15 protein-coding genes are annotated in these 18,169 nt (G+C 61.0%); 11 read left to right on the top strand and 4 right to left on the bottom strand.

All coding sequences use genetic code 11. From position 1 onward, the window contains the following. Positions 1-292 precede the first annotated feature (292 nt). Positions 293-766: an Lrp/AsnC family transcriptional regulator gene (locus K4A76_RS22690; protein WP_054911879.1), complete on the top strand. Its 474-nt coding sequence runs from the start codon at positions 293-295 to the stop codon at positions 764-766. 134 nt (positions 767-900) lie between these two features. Here K4A76_RS22690 and K4A76_RS22685 read toward each other — a convergent pair whose 3' ends face one another. Further along, the gene (locus K4A76_RS22685; RefSeq protein ID WP_029888015.1) at positions 901-2,268 is read right to left on the bottom strand and encodes a CYTH domain-containing protein; all 1,368 of its coding nucleotides are present in this window, start codon (positions 2,266-2,268) and stop codon (positions 901-903) included. A gap of 230 nt (positions 2,269-2,498) precedes the next feature. Between K4A76_RS22685 and argE the strand changes: the two genes are divergently transcribed. Both argE and argA read left to right on the top strand, forming a co-directional pair. Beyond that, a complete protein-coding gene (argE, locus tag K4A76_RS22680; protein ID WP_182390513.1) occupies positions 2,499-3,641 on the top strand; it encodes an acetylornithine deacetylase in 1,143 nt (380 codons plus the stop codon). A 124-nt stretch (positions 3,642-3,765) separates the two neighbouring features. Further along, entirely contained in the window at positions 3,766-5,064 is a 1,299-nt protein-coding gene (gene argA / locus K4A76_RS22675) for an amino-acid N-acetyltransferase (protein ID WP_029888017.1), read from the top strand. Positions 5,065-5,225: 161 nt separating this feature from the next. On the opposite strand, the gene K4A76_RS22670 is transcribed toward argA, so the two are convergent. Continuing rightward, a complete protein-coding gene (locus tag K4A76_RS22670; protein ID WP_009681720.1) occupies positions 5,226-6,602 on the bottom strand; it encodes a glutamine synthetase family protein in 1,377 nt (458 codons plus the stop codon). Positions 6,603-7,176: 574 nt separating this feature from the next. Here K4A76_RS22670 and K4A76_RS22665 point away from each other — a divergent pair. The 7 genes from K4A76_RS22665 (at position 7,177) to K4A76_RS22635 (ending at position 15,487) form a co-directional block, all read left to right on the top strand. Continuing rightward, positions 7,177-8,535, top strand: a complete 1,359-nt coding sequence (locus tag K4A76_RS22665; protein ID WP_009681719.1) for a glutamine synthetase family protein — start codon at positions 7,177-7,179, stop codon at positions 8,533-8,535. 48 nt (positions 8,536-8,583) lie between these two features. Continuing rightward, positions 8,584-9,945: an aspartate aminotransferase family protein gene (locus K4A76_RS22660; protein WP_212623859.1), complete on the top strand. Its 1,362-nt coding sequence runs from the start codon at positions 8,584-8,586 to the stop codon at positions 9,943-9,945. A 169-nt stretch (positions 9,946-10,114) separates the two neighbouring features. Continuing rightward, entirely contained in the window at positions 10,115-11,212 is a 1,098-nt protein-coding gene (locus tag K4A76_RS22655) for a polyamine ABC transporter substrate-binding protein (RefSeq protein WP_009681717.1), read from the top strand. A gap of 159 nt (positions 11,213-11,371) precedes the next feature. After that, positions 11,372-12,466 (top strand): polyamine ABC transporter substrate-binding protein, encoded by a 1,095-nt coding sequence (locus K4A76_RS22650; RefSeq protein ID WP_274411193.1) that lies wholly within the window; start codon positions 11,372-11,374, stop codon positions 12,464-12,466. Between the two features lie 71 nt (positions 12,467-12,537). Further along, a complete protein-coding gene (gene potA / locus K4A76_RS22645) occupies positions 12,538-13,680 on the top strand; it encodes a polyamine ABC transporter ATP-binding protein (protein WP_009681715.1) in 1,143 nt (380 codons plus the stop codon). After that, entirely contained in the window at positions 13,677-14,597 is a 921-nt protein-coding gene (locus K4A76_RS22640) for an ABC transporter permease subunit (protein WP_110679973.1), read from the top strand. Before potA ends, K4A76_RS22640 begins: the two co-directional genes overlap by 4 nt. Then, a complete protein-coding gene (locus K4A76_RS22635; protein ID WP_054905162.1) occupies positions 14,594-15,487 on the top strand; it encodes an ABC transporter permease subunit in 894 nt (297 codons plus the stop codon). Before K4A76_RS22640 ends, K4A76_RS22635 begins: the two co-directional genes overlap by 4 nt. Before the next feature lie 228 nt (positions 15,488-15,715). Here the strand turns inward: K4A76_RS22635 and K4A76_RS22630 are convergent, their stop codons facing one another. Beyond that, on the bottom strand, positions 15,716-16,663 hold the full coding sequence (locus K4A76_RS22630) for an RHS repeat-associated core domain-containing protein (protein WP_274411192.1): 948 nt from the start codon (positions 16,661-16,663) through the stop codon (positions 15,716-15,718). A gap of 596 nt (positions 16,664-17,259) precedes the next feature. Between K4A76_RS22630 and K4A76_RS22625 the strand changes: the two genes are divergently transcribed. Beyond that, positions 17,260-17,538 (top strand): DUF3077 domain-containing protein, encoded by a 279-nt coding sequence (locus K4A76_RS22625; protein ID WP_225786196.1) that lies wholly within the window; start codon positions 17,260-17,262, stop codon positions 17,536-17,538. Positions 17,539-17,649: 111 nt separating this feature from the next. Here the strand turns inward: K4A76_RS22625 and K4A76_RS22620 are convergent, their stop codons facing one another. Continuing rightward, positions 17,650-18,105, bottom strand: a complete 456-nt coding sequence (locus K4A76_RS22620; protein WP_274411191.1) for an REP-associated tyrosine transposase — start codon at positions 18,103-18,105, stop codon at positions 17,650-17,652. Positions 18,106-18,169: the final 64 nt, after the last annotated feature.

Below are 18,169 nucleotides of genomic sequence, written 5' to 3'. Positions count from 1 at the left end.
TACACGTACGGTGTAGAGGCATTCCGCGAGGCTACAGGCCAATGCCAGTCAGTTAAGTAATTTGGGGCCGCTTTGCGACCCTTCGCGGGCACGCCCGCTCCCACAGGGGATCGCGCATTTCTTGAGTTCAGCGCCAAACCTGTGGGAGCGGGCGTGCCCGCGAAGGGCTGCAAAGCAGCCCCAGTAACGCTTAACTGACAGGCATTAGGCAGCCTTTATTCGCTATGATTTGACCATTTTGCTTGGCTGTCGAATTGAGCAATTCGTCAGCACCCACTATGGAGAAACAGCAATGCATAGCGAGCTGGACGCCTACGATCGGCGCATTCTTGAACTGCTGCAAGAGGACGCTTCGCTTTCCAGCGCGCAGATTGCCGAGCGTGTGGGGCTGTCACAGTCACCGTGCTGGCGGCGTATCCAGCGTTTGAAGGAGGAGGGGGTGATTCGTGGGCAGGTGACCTTGCTCGACCGCAAGAAGATCGGCCTGAACACCCAGATATTCGCCGAGGTGAAGCTCAATGCCCACGGGCGCTCCAACTTCACCGAATTCACCGAGGCCATTCGCGGCTTCCCGGAGGTGCTGGAATGCTATGTGCTGATGGGCGCGGTGGATTTTTTGCTGCGCATCGTTACCTCGGATATCGAGGCCTACGAGCGGTTCTTCTTCGAAAAGCTGTCGAACGTGCCGGGGATTCAGGAAGTGAACTCGATTGTGGCACTTTCAGAGATCAAGTCCACGACCAGCCTGCCGCTCAAGACCCGCTGACGTGGTTTCGTGTAGGAGCGGCCTTGCGTCGCGAAAGGGCCGCAAAGCGGCCCCGGCAGTATCTGCTTGAAGCGCAGATCCCGGGGGCGCTTCGCACCCCTTTCGCGACGCAGGGCCGCTCCTACAGGGCCGCATCAGGCCTTGAGCAGGTGCTTCCAGCCACGGCTCTGGTCGACTGCCCGAGCCTGGTCGATGCGTGCTTCCAGCACTTCATCGCTGATCGGCAGTTCGGCCAGCTCATGCAGCTTCTTCAGGTCGCCATACAGGCGGTCCATCTGCGGTGCTTCCAGCACTTGGCGGGCGTGGTGCAGCCAGGCCAGCAGTTGTTCAATCCGCGGCAGTTGCTCAGCCAGGTCTTCGGGGCGCTGGGTGTACAGCGGCAGCTTCAGTGCACGGCCTTCTTCACCCAACAAATGGCCCATCCAGCTGGCCAGCTGCGCCTTGCCCTGGCGTTCGCCACGGCCCTTGCGTTCCACTGTCCAGGTGCGGGCCAGCAGCCAGCGTGAGGTTTCCAGCGAGAACTGGCCCCAGCGCACGTCTTCCAGCTCTTCGGCAAACTGCTCGGGCGCGGCGCGGCGGATGTCTTCGTCGTCGTTACCGGCCTGCACCAGCGGGCGCCAGTCTTCCAGCAGGGCGTCGAGGCTGCTGCGCAGTTCACGGGTAGCGGCACGCGGTGCGGCCTGGCCCAGGCTGGCGGTCAAGGCACGCAGTTCGCTCAGGCACTCGACCCAGTCCTGCAACAGGCGCCAGTGGCCATTGTGGCGGTACTGCTCGGCCAGGCGCTGGCTGCTGCCCAGCAGTTGCCAGGCCAGGGCGGCGTAGGCGTCGTCCACTGCCATTTCCGCGTCCAGCTCGGCACCCGGCAGGCCCAGCTCATAGCTGTCTGGCTCCAGCAGGCGATAGCCGCGCTCGGCCTTGCTGATGTCGCACGGCATCAACGGCAGGCTGGCGGCCAGCTCGGCGGCCAGTTCCAGCAGTGCCTGCGGCTCACCTTCGCGCAGCTCCAGTTCCAGCTCGCAGATGGCTTCCTTGCGCTTGCCGGCGACCACGAAGCCTTGGTCCAGCGCGGCCTCGATCACCACCTTGCTTTTGCCACGGCCCCAGGCGATTTCGGCGAACTCGCGGGTAAAGTCCGTGGTGAACAGTGGCTTGATGGTCTTTTTGTCCAGGCCGGCCAGCTGTTCGGGCCAGCAGGTGGCATCGAGCTTTTTCAGGTCCAGCTTGGGCTTGTCCAGGTTCCACTCGTACTCATTGCGCTCCGACAGGCCCGCTACGCTCTGGCCGCGGCACTTGAGGGTCTGGATGACCACATCGCCATCGCGACGCAGGCGCAGGGCCACGCGGGCAGCAGACAGCTCACGCTCGGCAGTGTCGAAGTACTGGTTGGTCAGTTCGCGGGTCTGCCAGCCGGACTTGTTGCGCTTTTTCAGCAGAGGGTGCTCGCGCAGGGCGGCAAGGGTCTCGCGGCTGGCGCGTAGCTTGAGTTCGGTTTCTTTGTGCATCACAGACTCGAAGGAGGGGGCGTGGTTGGCAAGGAGTTTACAGCAGTCGGCCGCGCTCTGTCGGGTCGCGGTGGTTTCTTCGCGGGCTCGCCCGCGCCCACAGGCAAAGCGCAGCCCTTGAGGGCATTGAAATCCCTGTGGGAGCGGGCAAGCCCGCGAAGAAGCCCACACGCTTGCCCTGGGAACGATAGGCATTGTTATGATGGGCAACGCTTCCCAGGAGTACGCGCATGCCGTTGCCGACGCTGAAAGACCAGTTTGCCGCCTTGATCGCCGCGCCTTCGGTCAGTTGCACCCAGCCAGCGCTGGACCAGTCCAACCGCCAGGTCATCGAGCTGCTGGCCGGTTGGCTGGGCGACCTGGGGTTCCAGTGTGACATTCAGCAGGTTACCCCCGGCAAGTTCAACCTGCTGGCCAGCCGCGGCACCGGCCCGGGCGGCCTGGTGCTGGCGGGGCACAGCGACACCGTGCCCTACGACGAACAACTGTGGCGCAGTGACCCGCTGAAGCTGACAGAAACCGACGGGCGCTGGGTTGGCCTGGGTAGCTGCGACATGAAAGGGTTCTTCGCCCTGGTCATCGAAGCCGTCATTCCGCTGCTGGAGCACGATTTCAAGCAGCCCCTGCTGATCCTGGCCACCTGTGACGAAGAAAGCTCCATGTCTGGTGCCCGCGCCCTGGCCGAGGCTGGCCAGCCGTTGGGGCGAGCGGCGGTGATCGGCGAACCGACCGGGCTGCGGCCGATCCGCATGCACAAGGGCATCCTCATGGAGCGCATCGACATCCTGGGGCGCAGCGGCCATTCCTCGGACCCAAGCCTGGGCCACAGCGCCATGGAGGCCATGCACGCGGTCATGGGCGAGCTGATGGGCCTGCGCCAGCAATGGCAGCAAACCTACCGCAACCCACAGTTCAGCGTGCCCACCCCGACCATGAACTTTGGCTGCATCCACGGCGGCGACAACCCAAACCGTATCTGCGGCCAGTGCGCACTGGAGTTCGACCTTAGGCCTTTGCCGGGCATGGATGCCGAGCAGTTGCGGGCGGCCATCCGCGAGAAACTGCAGCCGCTGGCCGAGCGCCACGAGGTCCGTATCGACTACGCACCGCTGTTCCCGGAGGTGCCGCCGTTCGAGCAGGCGGCCGACGCCGAGCTGGTGCAGGTAGCCGAACGCCTGACCGGCCATCGCGCCGAAGCGGTGGCGTTCGGCACCGAAGCACCTTATCTTCAGCAGCTGGGTTGCCAGACTATCGTGTTGGGCCCCGGCGACATCGCCTGCGCCCACCAGCCTGGCGAATACCTTGAAATGTCACGAATCGAGCCTACCGTGCGTCTATTGCGTGACCTGATCCGGCACTATTGCCTGCACTAAACGTCAATCGTACTGATTCGTTCCTGCCTAGAGGAGACCGCGCGTGACCGCAAGCCTGTTCCGACGATGATCCTGAACGCCCCGTGTATCGCCGTTCTCCGTCCACTTATTCACAGGCCCTGTCATGCCCGATTACGTCAACTGGCTGCGTCATGCCTCCCCGTACATCAATGCCCATCGCGACTGCACCTTCGTGGTCATGCTGCCTGGCGATGGGGTAGAGCACCCCAACTTCGGCAATATCGTCCACGACTTGGTGCTGCTGCACAGCCTTGGCGTGCGCCTGGTACTGGTGCACGGCTCGCGCCCGCAGATCGAAAGCCGTCTGGCTGAGCGCGGCCTGACGCCGCATTACCACCGCGGCCTGCGCATCACCGATGCCGCCACCCTGGATTGCGTGATCGACGCTGTCGGCGCCCTGCGCCTGGCCATCGAGGCGCGCCTGTCGATGGACATCGCGGCCTCGCCGATGCAGGGCTCGCGCCTGCGCGTGGCGTCCGGCAACCTGGTCACCGCACGGCCGATCGGTGTGCTCGAAGGGGTGGACTACCACCACACCGGCGAAGTGCGCCGGGTCGACCGCAAGGGCATCAGCCGCCTGCTCGACGAGCGCTCCATCGTGCTGTTGTCGCCTTTGGGTTACTCACCCACCGGGGAGATCTTCAACCTGGCCTGCGAGGACGTCGCTACCCGCGCGGCCATCGACCTGGGTGCCGACAAGCTGCTGCTGTTCGGCGCCGAGCCAGGTTTGCTGGACGCAGACGGCAAGCTGATACGCGAGCTGCGCCCACAACAGGTGGCCCCGCACCTGCAGCGCCTGGGCAGCGATTACCAGGGCGAGTTGCTGGATGCTGCGGCTGAAGCCTGCAAGGGCGGCGTCGCGCGTAGCCACATCGTCAGTTATGCCGAAGACGGCGCCCTGCTGACCGAGCTGTTCACCCGCGGCGGGGGCGGCACGCTGGTATCGCAGGAGCAGTTCGAGGTGGTGCGCGAGGCGACCATCGAAGACGTCGGTGGCTTGCTCGACCTGATCAGCCCGCTGGAAGAGCAGGGCATCCTGGTGCGTCGCTCGCGCGAGGTGCTGGAGCGTGAGATCGAGCAATTCAGTGTGGTCGAGCGCGAAGGCATGATCATCGCCTGTGCGGCGCTGTACCCGATTGCCGATTCCGAGGCCGGCGAGCTGGCGTGCCTGGCGGTCAACCCGGAGTACCGCCATGGTGGGCGGGGCGACGAATTGCTGGAGCGCATCGAGAGCCGTGCGCGGCAAATGGGCTTGAGTACCCTGTTCGTGCTTACCACGCGCACGGCGCACTGGTTCCGCGAACGTGGCTTTGCGCCGAGTGGCGTGGAGCGCCTGCCGGCAGCGCGGGCTTCGCTGTACAACTATCAGCGCAATTCGAAGATTTTCGAGAAGTCGCTGTAAGCCTGTACCGGCCTCTTCGCGGGCTTGCCCGCTCCTACAGGTACTGCACAAGCTTTAGGGCTGGCGCTATCCCTGTGGGAGCTGGCTTGCCGGCGATAGGGCCGCAAAGCGGCCCCGGCAATCTCAGCGTGTTACAGAACATCTTGGGGGCGGCGTTTTGTTTACACGGTATGCAGATACCAGTTGTACTCGAGGTCGGAGATCGAGTGTTCGAACTCCTCCAGCTCGCTCTCCTTGCACGCGACGAAGATGTCGATGTACTTCGGATCGATGTACTTGTTCAGAATCTCGCTGTCGTCCAGCTCACGCAGGGCATCGCGCAGGTTGTTCGGCAAGCTCTGCTCAAGTTGCTCGTACGAGTTGCCTTCGATCGGCGCACCTGGCTCGATCTGGTTGGTCAGGCCATGGTGCACGCCCGCCAGCACGGCAGCCATCATCAGGTACGGGTTGGCGTCGGCACCGGCTACGCGGTGCTCGATGCGCACGGCATCGGCCGAGCCGGTCGGTACGCGCAACGCCACGGTACGGTTGTCCAGGCCCCAGCTTGGCGCGTTCGGTACGTAGAACTGCGCACCGAAGCGGCGGTAGGAGTTGACGTTCGGGCAGAGGAACGCCATGGACGCTGGCAGGGTCTCGAGCACACCGCCGACAGCGTGACGTAGCGCGGCGTTCTGCTCGGGATCCTCGCTGGTGAAGATGTTGTTGCCATCTTTGTCCAGCACGGAAATGTGTACATGCAGGCCGTTGCCTGCCTGGCCCGGGTAGGGCTTGGCCATGAAGGTGGTGTCCATTTCATGGTCGTACGCAATGTTCTTGATCAAGCGCTTGAGCAGTACCGCGTAGTCGCAGGCCTTGAGCGGGTCTGGCACGTGGTGCAGGTTGACTTCGAACTGCGCCGGGGCGCTTTCCTTGACGATGGCGTCGGCCGGGATGCCTTGTTCCTTTGCGCCTTCGAGGATGTCCTGCAGGCAGTCGGCATATTCGTCGAGGTCGTCGATCAGGTACACCTGGGTCGACTGCGGGCGTTTGCCCGAGATTGGCGAGCGCGGTGGCTGTGGGCGGCCGTTCACGTTCTCCTGGTCGATCAGGTAGAACTCCAGCTCGAACGCGGCGCAGATGGTCAGGCCCATGTCGGTGAACTTGCTCACCACCTGGCGCAGCACTTCGCGCGGGTCGGCGAAGAACGGCTCGCCTTCCAGCTCGTGCATGGTCATCAGCAGCTGGGCAGTGGGGCGCTTTTGCCACGGTTCGTTACAGAGTGTGTCTGGAATCGGATAGCAGATACGGTCGGCATCGCCGATATCCAGGCCCAGGCCAGTGCTTTCGACGGTGGAACCGTTGATGTCGAGGGCGAAGAGGGAGGCCGGCAAGTTGATGCCTTTCTCGTAAACCTTGTGGAGGCTGGTGCGCTCTATGCGCTTGCCGCGCACCACACCATTCATATCTGCAATCAGAAGGTCAACGTAGAGAACCTCAGGATGTTCCTTAAGGAACGCGTTCGCTTCGTTAAGCTGAACGGCACGCGGGGGTACCGACATGATGCAACACCTTTGTTGTTAAAAATATCAATCAAGGGGGGCTTGCAAGACCAGTCAACCGAAAAGCCATACTGATGTCAAGCCAACCCCATGATGCCCTGAAATGGCCCATCTACGGCAGATTTGCTGCAAATCGGGGCATGGCATTATCCGCTATTTCCCCGGTAAAGAGCTATCTCAAGCGTGCCGTGTTTTATTTTTTACGCGGGTGTTGTGTAAAAAAATGAACAAGGCTAAGCTCGGTCTCAACCCAGAACACAATAATACGAGGGTCACATGGTCCGCTTGCCGCGACCTGAAAACACTGCGTGCGCAGTGCCATCGGGTATCTCCGCCGTTCATGCAAGCTGCGTCGCTGTTGCTGCCGCCCTGGCCGCAATAATTGACGTTTGGCGTTCCCGGACCTGCCCTCGCAGCGGCTTGCCGCCCTTCGTTTCATCTTCCTGCCTTTTGAACTCATTTCGGATACAGCTGATTTCAGTGTATCCACTGTGGCTCTGCGCGGGGATTTTTGCTTTAGCAATCTTCTCCATCCAGAATCAAGTCGCGGACCACCTTACCTCCTGAGGTATTTATGAGTAACAACCTCGACCAGCTCACCGATTGGTTGAAAGAGCACAAGATCACCGAAGTCGAATGCATGATCAGTGACCTGACCGGCATCACGCGCGGCAAGATTTCGCCTACCAACAAATTCATTGCCGAAAAGGGCATGCGCCTGCCCGAGAGCGTGCTGCTGCAGACCGTGACCGGCGACTACGTCGACGACGACATCTATTACGAATTGCTCGACCCGGCCGACATCGACATGATCTGCCGCCCTGACGAAAACGCCGTGTTCCTCGTGCCGTGGGCCATCGAGCCCACCGCGCAGGTGATCCACGACACCTACGACAAGAAGGGCAACCCGGTCGAACTGTCGCCGCGCAACGTGCTGAAAAAAGTGCTCAAGCTCTACGCCGACAAAGGCTGGCAGCCGATCGTCGCGCCGGAAATGGAGTTTTACCTCACCAAGCGCAGTGAAGACCCGGACTTCCCGCTGCAGCCGCCGGTAGGCCGTTCCGGTCGCCCGGAAACCGGCCGACAGTCGTTCTCGATCGAAGCGGCGAACGAATTCGACCCGTTGTTCGAAGACGTGTACGACTGGTGCGAGCTGCAGCAACTGGACCTCGACACGCTGATCCACGAAGACGGCACGGCGCAGATGGAAATCAACTTCCGTCATGGCGACGCCCTGCACCTGGCCGACCAGATCCTGGTGTTCAAGCGCACCATGCGCGAAGCAGCGCTCAAGCACAACGTGGCGGCCACCTTCATGGCCAAGCCGATGACCGGCGAGCCGGGCAGTGCCATGCACCTGCACCAGAGCGTGGTCGACGTGGCCACGGGCAAGAACATCTTCAGCAATGCAGACGGCAGCATGAGCGAACTGTTCCTGCACCACATTGGCGGCTTGCAGAAGTTCATCCCCGAGGCGCTGCCGCTGTTCGCCCCCAACGTCAATTCCTTCCGCCGCTTCCTGCCCGACACATCGGCGCCGGTCAACGTGGAGTGGGGCGAAGAAAACCGCACCGTCGGTTTGCGTGTACCGGATGCCGGCCCGCAGAGCCGCCGGGTCGAGAACCGCCTGCCGGGCGCTGACGCCAACCCCTACCTGGCCATCGCCGCCAGCCTGCTGTGTGGCTACATCGGCATGGTCGAAGGTATCGAAGCCAGTGCGCCGGTGCAGGGCCGCGGTTACGAACGGCGCAACCTGCGCCTGCCGCTGACCATCGAAGATGCCCTGGAGCGCATGGAGAACAGCCGTGCGCTGGTGCAGTACCTGGGCAAGAAATTCATTACCGGCTATGTCGCCACCAAGCGCGCCGAGCACGAGAACTTCAAACGTGTAATCAGCTCCTGGGAGCGTGAGTTCCTGCTGTTTGCTGTCTGATCAACCCTGGCGCCGCAGGTGCGCGGCGGCCGAACTACGGAGAAGCCCATGAGCGTCAACAACCCGCAAACCCGTGAATGGCAAGCCCTGAGCGGGGAGCATCACCTGGCACCTTTCAGTGACTACAAGCAGCTGAAAGAGAAGGGGCCACGCATCATCACCAAGGCCCTGGGTGTGCATTTGTGGGACAGCGAGGGGCACAAGATTCTCGATGGCATGGCCGGCCTGTGGTGCGTGGCCGTTGGCTATGGCCGCGAAGAGCTGGTGCAGGCGGCAGAGAAGCAGATGCGTGAACTGCCGTACTACAACCTGTTCTTCCAGACCGCCCACCCTCCGGCGCTGGAGCTGGCCAAGGCGATCACCGAGGTGGCGCCACAAGGCATGACCCATGTGTTCTTCACCGGCTCCGGCTCCGAAGGCAACGACACGGTGCTGCGTATGGTCCGCCATTACTGGGCGCTGCAGGGCAAGCCGCAGAAGCAGACCATCATCAGCCGCATCAACGGTTACCACGGTTCGACCGTCGCCGGCGCGAGCCTGGGTGGCATGAGCGGCATGCACGAGCAGGGTGGCCTGCCGATTCCGGGCATCGTGCACATCCCGCAGCCGTACTGGTTCGGCGAAGGCGGCGACATGACGGCGGACGAATTCGGGGTGTGGGCTGCCGAACAGCTGGAGCAGAAAATTCTGGAGGTCGGCGAGGACAACGTTGCCGCGTTCATCGCCGAGCCCATCCAGGGGGCCGGCGGCGTGATCATCCCACCTGAGACCTACTGGCCGAAGGTGAAGGAGATTCTGGCCCGTTACGACATTCTGTTCGTCGCCGACGAAGTGATCTGCGGTTTCGGCCGGACCGGCGAGTGGTTCGGTTCCGACTACTACGGGCTGCAGCCCGACCTGATGACCATCGCCAAGGGCCTGACCTCCGGGTACATCCCCATGGGCGGGGTGATCGTGCGGGACAGCGTCGCCAAGGTCATCAGCGAAGGGGGTGAGTTCAACCACGGTTTCACCTATTCGGGCCACCCGGTGGCCGCCGCCGTAGGCCTGGAAAACCTGCGCATACTGCGCGACGAGCACATCGTCGAGAAGGCGCGCACGGAAGCGGCACCGTATTTGCAAAAGCGTTTGCGTGAGCTGCAGGACCACCCGCTGGTGGGTGAGGTACGCGGCCTGGGCCTGCTCGGCGCGATCGAACTGGTCAAGGACAAGGCCACCCGCAGCCGTTACGAAGGCAAGGGTGTGGGCATGATCTGCCGCAACTTCTGTTTCGAAAACGGCCTGATCATGCGCGCTGTGGGTGACACCATGATCATCGCGCCGCCGCTGGTGATCAGCCATGCAGAGATTGATGAGCTGGTAGAAAAGGCGCGCAAATGCCTGGACCTGACACTCGAAGCGATTCGGTGAGCGTTTGCTAGGCTAGCGAAGTGACATTAAGTCGTTACCAGGCCCTGCTTTCCTTGATACAGGGCCCGGTAACTTGCCAGACTAGCGACTGTTTCAGTCGCCGCACGCTCTGCACCGTGGGTTCTGGCAGCTGAACGGAAGGCTAAACAAAAATTCTGGAGCATTACGCATGAAGAAAATGGGCAAGACGTTGCTGGCCGCCGCCCTGATGGGCGCCATGGCCTCCGCTGTTCAGGCTGAAGACAAGGTGTTGAACGTCTACAACTGGTCGGACTACATCGCTCCGGACACCATCGCCAAGTTCGAGAAACAGACAGGCATCAAGGTCAAGTACGACGTCTTCGACAGCAACGAAACCCTCGAGGCCAAGCTGCTGGCTGGCAAGTCGGGCTACGACATCGTGGTGCCGTCCAACAACTTCCTGGCCAAGCAGATCAAGGCTGGTGTGTACGAAGAGCTGGACCGCTCCAAGCTGCCGAACTGGAAAAACCTCGACCCCGACCTGCTCAAGGCCGTGGGCGATGCCAGTGACAAGGGCAACAAGCACGCCTTCCCGTACATGTGGGGCTCGATCGGCATCGGCTACAACCCGGAGAAGGTCAAGGCCGCGCTGGGTGTGGACAAGATCGACTCGTGGGACGTGGTGTTCAAGCCAGAGAACATCGCCAAGCTCAAAAGCTGCGGCGTGAGCTTCCTCGACGCGCCGACCGAAATGCTGCCGGCCGCGCTGCACTACCTGGGCCTGCCGACCGATAGCACCAAGAAGGATGACCTGAAGGCTGCCGAGGACCTGTTCCTCAAGATCCGCCCTTCGATCACCTACTTCCACTCGTCCAAGTACATTGGCGACATGGCCAACGGCAACATCTGCGTGGCCGTTGGCTACTCGGGTGACCTGGAGCAGTCCAAGGCCCGTGCCCATGAAGCCGGCGACAAGGTCAAAGTGGACTACGTGATTCCGAAAGAAGGCGCCGGTACTTTCTACGACATGGTCGCCATCCCCAAGGATGCCGAGCATAAAGACGCTGCCTACCAGTTCATGAACTTCCTGATGCAGCCGGAAATCATGGCTGAAATCACCAACGCCGTGCGCTTCCCGAACGGTAACCAGGCCGCGACCCCGTTGGTCGACAAAGACATCACCAGCGACCCGAGCATCTACCCGCCTGCCGACGTGAAGAAAAAGCTGTACGCGATCGCCGCGCCTGATGCTTCGGTACAGCGTGTGATCACCCGCAGCTGGACCAAGATCAAATCGGGCAAATAAGCCCGGTGGCAGTACCTCCGGGCCGGTAAATGCCGGCCCAGAGGCTTTGAAAGGCAATTGTTCATTGCGGCATCGAAGCTGCGAAGGTAAGTTGCGCGCCGGTTTTGCGTGTGCGGCAGCATTGTCGCTACCCAGGCACTGATTGTGAGGACCACCCACTTGTCTATTTCTGTATTCCGCAAGGCCTTGCTGGCCGGCGCGGGCCTGACGCTGGCATGCAGCGTCCAAGCGGCGCCAACGGTGCACTTCTATAACTGGTCCGACTACATCGGCCCGACCACACTCGCGGACTTCGAGAAAGCCACGGGCATCAAGCCCGTGCAGGATGTGTTCGACTCCAACGAAACCCTGGAAGGCAAGCTGCTGGCCGGTAATACCGGCTACGACGTGGTCGTGCCGTCCAACCATTTCCTCGGCAAGCAGATCAAGGCGGGCGCGTTTCAGAAGCTCGACAAGAGCCTGCTGCCCAACTATTCGAACCTCGACCCGGCGCTGATGAAGCGCCTGGAAAAGAACGACTCGGGCAACCAGTACGCGGTGCCCTACCTGTGGGGCACCAACGGCATCGGCTACAACGTCGACAAGGTGAAAGCCGCGCTAGGCGTGGACACCATCGACTCGTGGGCCGTGCTGTTCGAGCCCGAGAACATGAAGAAGCTGTCCAAGTGCGGGGTAGCCTTCCTCGACTCGGCGGACGAAATGCTCCCGGCGGTGCTCAACTACATGGGCCTGAACCCCAACAGTACCAACCCCAAGGATTACGCCAAGGCCGAGCAGAAGCTGCTGGCCGTGCGCCCTTACGTGACCTACTTCCATTCGTCCAAGTACATCACCGACCTGGCCAATGGCGACATCTGCGTCGCGGCGGGCTTCTCGGGTGATGTGTTCCAGGCCAAGGCCCGCGCTGAAGAAGCGAAGAAGGGCGTGAACCTGGCTTACGCCATTCCCAAGGAAGGCGGCAACCTCTGGTTCGATGTACTGGCGATTCCCAAGGACGCCAAGAACGTCAAAGAGGCGCATGCCTTCATCAACTATTTGCTGAAACCTGAGGTTATCGCCCAGGTCAGTGATTACGTCGGTTACGCCAACCCGAACCCCAAGGCTGGCGACCTGATGGACCAGGCCGTGAGGACTGACGCCGCGGTTTACCCACCGCAGGAAGTGCTGGACAAGATGTTCGTCAATTCAGAGTTGCCACCCAAGGTGCAACGGCTGATGACCCGCAGCTGGACCAAGGTCAAGTCGGGCAAGTAACAATCCAGACCCGCGCCGGCGCCTGCCAGGCAGGCCGCGCGGGCACAAAAATCTTGTTGGGAGTTTCACTCATGGCAGTTGCCTCCGGTGCCTATAAAAAAGCCCTCGAGGGTGGCCAGCAACCCAAGCAGGTGCTGGTCAAGATCGACCGGGTCACGAAAAAATTCGACGAAACCGTAGCCGTGGACGATGTGTCCCTGGAAATCCGCAAGGGCGAGATCTTCGCCCTGCTCGGTGGCTCCGGTTCCGGCAAGTCCACCTTGCTGCGCATGCTGGCAGGCTTCGAACGCCCGACCGAAGGGCGGATCTACCTCGATGGCGTCGACATCACCGACATGCCGCCGTACGAGCGGCCGATCAACATGATGTTCCAGTCGTACGCCTTGTTCCCGCACATGAGCGTGGCGCAGAACATCGCCTTCGGCCTGCAGCAGGACAAAATGCCCAAGGCCGAGATCGACGCCCGCGTGGCCGAGATGCTCAAGCTGGTGCACATGACCCAGTACGCCAAGCGCAAGCCGCACCAGCTGTCTGGCGGCCAGCGCCAGCGCGTGGCCCTGGCCCGCTCGCTGGCCAAGCGCCCGAAGCTGCTGCTGCTTGACGAGCCAATGGGTGCGCTGGACAAGAAACTGCGCTCGCAGATGCAGCTGGAACTGGTCGAGATCATCGAGCGCGTGGGGGTGACCTGCGTGATGGTGACCCACGACCAGGAAGAGGCCATGACCATGGCCCAGCGCATCGCCATCATGCACCTGGGCTGGATTGCCCAGATCGGCTCGCCGGTTGATATCTACGAAACGCCTACCAGCCGCCTGGTGTGTGAGTTCATCGGCAACGTCAACCTGTTCGAAGGCGATGTGGTCGACGACGCCGAGGGCTACGCGATCATTGCCAGCCCGGAATTGGAGCGCAAGATCTACGTTGGCCACGGCATCACCACCTCGGTGGAAGACAAGCACATCACCTATGCCCTGCGTCCGGAGAAACTGCTGGTGACCACCAAGCAGCCGGAGTTCGAGCACAACTGGTCGCGTGGCAAGGTGCACGATATCGCCTACCTGGGTGGCCATTCGGTGTTCTACGTCGAGCTGCCCAGTGGCAAGGTGGTCCAGTCGTTCGTCGCCAACGCCGAGCGCCAAGGCGCGCGGCCGACCTGGGGCGATGAAGTGTATGTGTGGTGGGAAGACGACAGCGGCGTGGTACTGCGGTCATGAAACTGCGCAAGCTCAAGCGAGCCTTCCAGCGCATAACCCCGCAGGGGCGGCACCTGGTAATCGGCGTGCCGTTCATCTGGCTGTTCCTGTTCTTCATGCTGCCGTTCTTCATCGTGCTGAAGATCAGCTTCGCCGAAGCCGACGTGGCGATCCCGCCCTACACCGAGATCTACACCTACGTCGAAGACAAGATCCAGCTGGTCCTGAACCTGGCCAACTACGGCTTGCTGACCGAGGATGAGCTGTATATTTCCGCTTACCTGGGTTCGCTGAAAATGGCGTTCTTCAGCACCCTGCTGTGCCTGCTGATCGGCTACCCGATGGCCTACGCCATTGCCAACGCCAAGAAGGAAACGCAGACGGTCCTGCTGTTGCTGATCATGATGCCGACCTGGACGGCGATCCTGATCCGCGTCTACGCCTGGATGGGCATTCTCAGCAACAACGGGCTGCTCAATGGCTTCCTGATGTGGACGGGGCTGATCGACCAGCCGTTGCAGATCCTCAACACCAACCTGGCGGTGTACATCGGCGTGGTCTATTCGTACCTGCCGTTCATGATCCTGCCGCTGTTCGCCAACCTGGTGAAGCACGACCCGTCGCTGCTGGAGGCCGCTTCGGACCTGGGTTCGAGTACCTTCAACAGCTTCTGGAAGATCACTGTGCCGCTGTCGAAGAACGGCATCATCGCCGGCTGCATGCTGGTGTTCATCCCGGTGGTGGGCGAGTTCGTCATCCCTGAGCTGCTCGGCGGCCCGGAAACCCTGATGATCGGCAAGGTGCTGTGGCAAGAGTTCTTCAACAACCGTGACTGGCCGGTGGCTTCTGCCCTGGCGGTAGTGATGCTGGCGATCCTGATCGTGCCCATCCTGCTGTTCAACCGTAGCCAGGCCAAAGAGATGGAGGGCCGCGCATGAAACGCTTCAGTTTCTCCAAGCTGATGCTGGTGCTGGGCTTGCTGTTCATCTACCTGCCGATGCTGATCCTGGTGATCTACTCGTTCAACGCCTCCAAGCTGGTGACGGTGTGGGGCGGCTGGTCGGTGAAGTGGTATGTCGGCCTGCTCGACAACACCCAACTGATGGGTTCGGTGATGCGCTCGCTGGAAATTGCCTGCTACACGGCGGTGGCAGCGGTGGCGCTGGGTACCTTGGCCGCGTTCGTGCTGACCCGCGTCACCCGCTTCAAGGGCCGCACGCTGTTCGGCGGCCTGGTCACCGCACCGTTGGTAATGCCCGAGGTGATCACCGGCCTGTCGCTGTTGCTGCTGTTCGTAGCCATGGCGCAAATGATCGGCTGGCCGCAGGAGCGTGGCATCGTCACCATCTGGATCGCCCATACCACGTTCTGCGCCGCGTATGTGGCGGTGGTGGTGTCGGCGCGCCTGCGTGAGCTGGACTTGTCGATCGAGGAAGCGGCGATGGACCTGGGTGCCAAGCCTTGGAAGGTGTTCTTCCTGATCACCATCCCGATGATCGCGCCATCGCTGGCGGCGGGGGGCATGATGTCGTTCGCGCTGTCGCTGGACGACCTGGTATTGGCCAGCTTCGTTTCCGGGCCTGGCTCGACCACCTTGCCGATGGAAGTGTTCTCGGCGGTGCGCCTGGGTGTGAAGCCCGAGATCAACGCCGTGGCCAGCCTGATTCTGCTGTCGGTGTCGCTGGTGACCTTCTTTGTCTGGTTCTTCAGCCGCCGTGCCGAAGAAAACCGCCGCCGGGCGATTCAGCAGGCGATCGAAGAGGGTGCAGCAGCGAACGCTTCACAGCCGCAGGTCAAGCGCCCGACGCAAGTGGCTGCGTCGGCCTGACAGGGGGTTGTCGTGGCGGTCGGGGCCCTATAAGCCCGCTCACTCAGGGTAGTGTGCGGTATTGAGAACCGCGCAGGAACTGTTGGGGCGGGCAGGTACGAGCGCCACACACGTGGCGCACGACCTTCACCGTCGAGCACTGCCAGCAATGCTACGCAACTCACTTACTGGGTGCAGGAGGGTTCTGCATGCGCGCCAATCGCGCTAGGCGGGTCTTCATCTGACATCTCAATGTCGTCGTCCAGGCGGTTCGCCTGTGCGAATTGCCGTTATATGTTCTGCCTGATTATCCAGGCCCTGGGGGGCCTGGTGCCTAGTCGGCTGCGGGTTGTAGTTAAGTTGACTTCTGGCCACTAAAGAAGCGTATGTGGGGGGAGGCTCTGCGAAGTTGTGACCGTCTTCGAAGAGTTCATCGTATGCTGGCGGGGGACCATCCTCTGAGGGAAGGTTGAGAGCTGTGGGATCACTCTCTGGGGAACGGTTAGGAGGTATTCCGTGTAAAGGTTGATTAAATAACGTTGCCGCCGCTCGTTGGGCATTTCTTGTTGACAACAGGTCTATTGCTTGCATGGATAGGATAAACCCACCGCCAGCAATTAAAATGCCTCCCAGTATTTTCATTGAAGTGCTATTTTTTCCGTTCTCTGCCGCCAGTATCACACTCCCTACAATCACGGAGGTTGCTCCTATAACCGACACCAGGGTAGATCCTGGACCATAGGCGTGCCCCGTGGGGTCAGTCCTGTTAACTGGATCTCCTGCACAATACGCATAGGTATTCAGGCCACCTCTTTCGAACGGGCTCAGATTATCCGGACCGCAGAACCTGTTGAGTGCGGGGCTGAACAGGCGATATCCGTTGCCTAGTAAGTAGCCGCCTGTTGCCAGGTCCAGTTTCTGGCCGTTGAACGCCATGGGATTATTCAGTTCGTTGTGGGTCGGGCGTTGACCATAAGGGGAATACGGGTGGTGCTTCACACCGGTATGCTCCAACTCAGTCATCACGGAGTTGGTATCGCTCACTGCCATGATCGAGCTCGATAGCTCGGTGCCTGAGGTACGTTGCGCCAGAAGACAGCCCTTATGCTGGAAAATAGAGCGCGCAACCGTGCCGCGCAGTTCGGTGGTAACACGGCCGTTCTGGTAGAACTGAAGTGTTTTTATCGGGGCAGGCATAGGGGGGCCTTCAGCTTCAAGGTTAATCCGAACAGGCCAAGGCAACGCGGCTGGTGTCGGAACGATTGAGTTGAATCTATAGTGGAAAGGTTGGGCAGAGCTGGCTACTGACAGAAATGACAGGCACTCGCCGGCGATTCAGCAGGCGATCAAAGAGGGTGCAGCAGCGATTCGGCCTGATCCGGCCCTTTCGCGGGCCTGCCCGCTCCCACAGGTACAGCGCAAGTCTCAGGGGCTGCGCTGTACCTGTGGGAGCGGGCAAGCCCGCGAAGAGGCCCTGATGGCGTACGACTTTTCATCAACCTGAGCCCAAAGCTTCAATCGGCGCTGCTTGGGAATTATCCTACGAGCCGCGTGGAAGCTGCTCTGTTGTAGGGCAAATGCCCCAGGGCTAACGTCGTAGGGTCGCCATTCATGGTGATCGGGTGTGAGAACCCGAACGATGTTGAACGGGCTTCCAGTCATGGCAGCCTACGTGGGCAGGCTTCGGCCTGGCCGGGTTCAGTGTCCTCGGTTTCTCACCCCGCGTACGGCTGCCACCCCCGTCCGTGAGAAAGACGAGTTGGTGGTCCAATTAACGACATTGGATTCCAACCATGACCAAGCACGACCTTGATTCTGCCCATCCGAGCTACAGCAGCACTGTCGGTAAAGAAACCTGCATGGAGCTTTTCCGCGTACAGGCCAACATCCCCTTCAATCATGCTTTCTCCGAACTCTCCGTCATGCTCGGCTGTATCAATCACCTGACAACCGAAGCCGAGATGGAAAATGATCGGCTGGCGGGTAGTGCAGCAAGAATTCTCAGTGGCTTTGCCAAAGCCCTCATTGATGACATTGAGCTTGGCCTCAATAAGGCCTCAGTTCAGGTCTGACCTGTACCGGCCCTTTCGCGGGCACGCCCGCTCCTACAGGTACAGCGCAAGTTTCAAGCCCTGCGCTGTACCTGTGGGAGCGGGCAAGCCCGCGAAGGCCCCAGCACCGATTCAAAGCCATACCGCATCCCAGTGTGGATAATCCCTGACACTCCGGACCAAGCCTGCCCTCAAGGGATTGGCAACGATGTACCGGGCCACATGCACCACATTCTCTTCCCGCCGCAGTGCATGGTCGTGATACCCCGGTTGCCATATCGGCTTGTGCCTGACACCTGCCTTGCGCAAGGCAATGGCTGTGCGTGATTTGAATTTGCGCATCAGTGTCGCCAATGCCACTTCCTTCAGTTCGATCAACCAATGCAGATGGTCCGGCATCATTACCCAGGCCAATGAACGGCAGTCCTGAATATCATTTGAGATCCGCAGATGTTTGACCACCAGTCGGGCATGGTGAAAGTCGAGGAAAAGTGGCTTTCGCTGTTGCGTGATGGTGGTCAGCATGTAGAGCCTGCCTGGCTCGGAAAAGCGCCCACGGCGCAGCAGATGGGATTCGGCTAACGGCATTGTGATCTTCCTTGAAGTTGAACCTCCCTTTGAAAGCAGTGGCTGAAGCGGGGTGGCCGGGTGG

Source organism: Pseudomonas sp. NEEL19 (genome assembly GCF_028751975.1).
GTDB classification, from domain to species: Bacteria; Pseudomonadota; Gammaproteobacteria; order Pseudomonadales; family Pseudomonadaceae; genus Aquipseudomonas; species Aquipseudomonas juntendi.
This window is presented reverse-complemented; position numbering and strand designations above follow the sequence as displayed.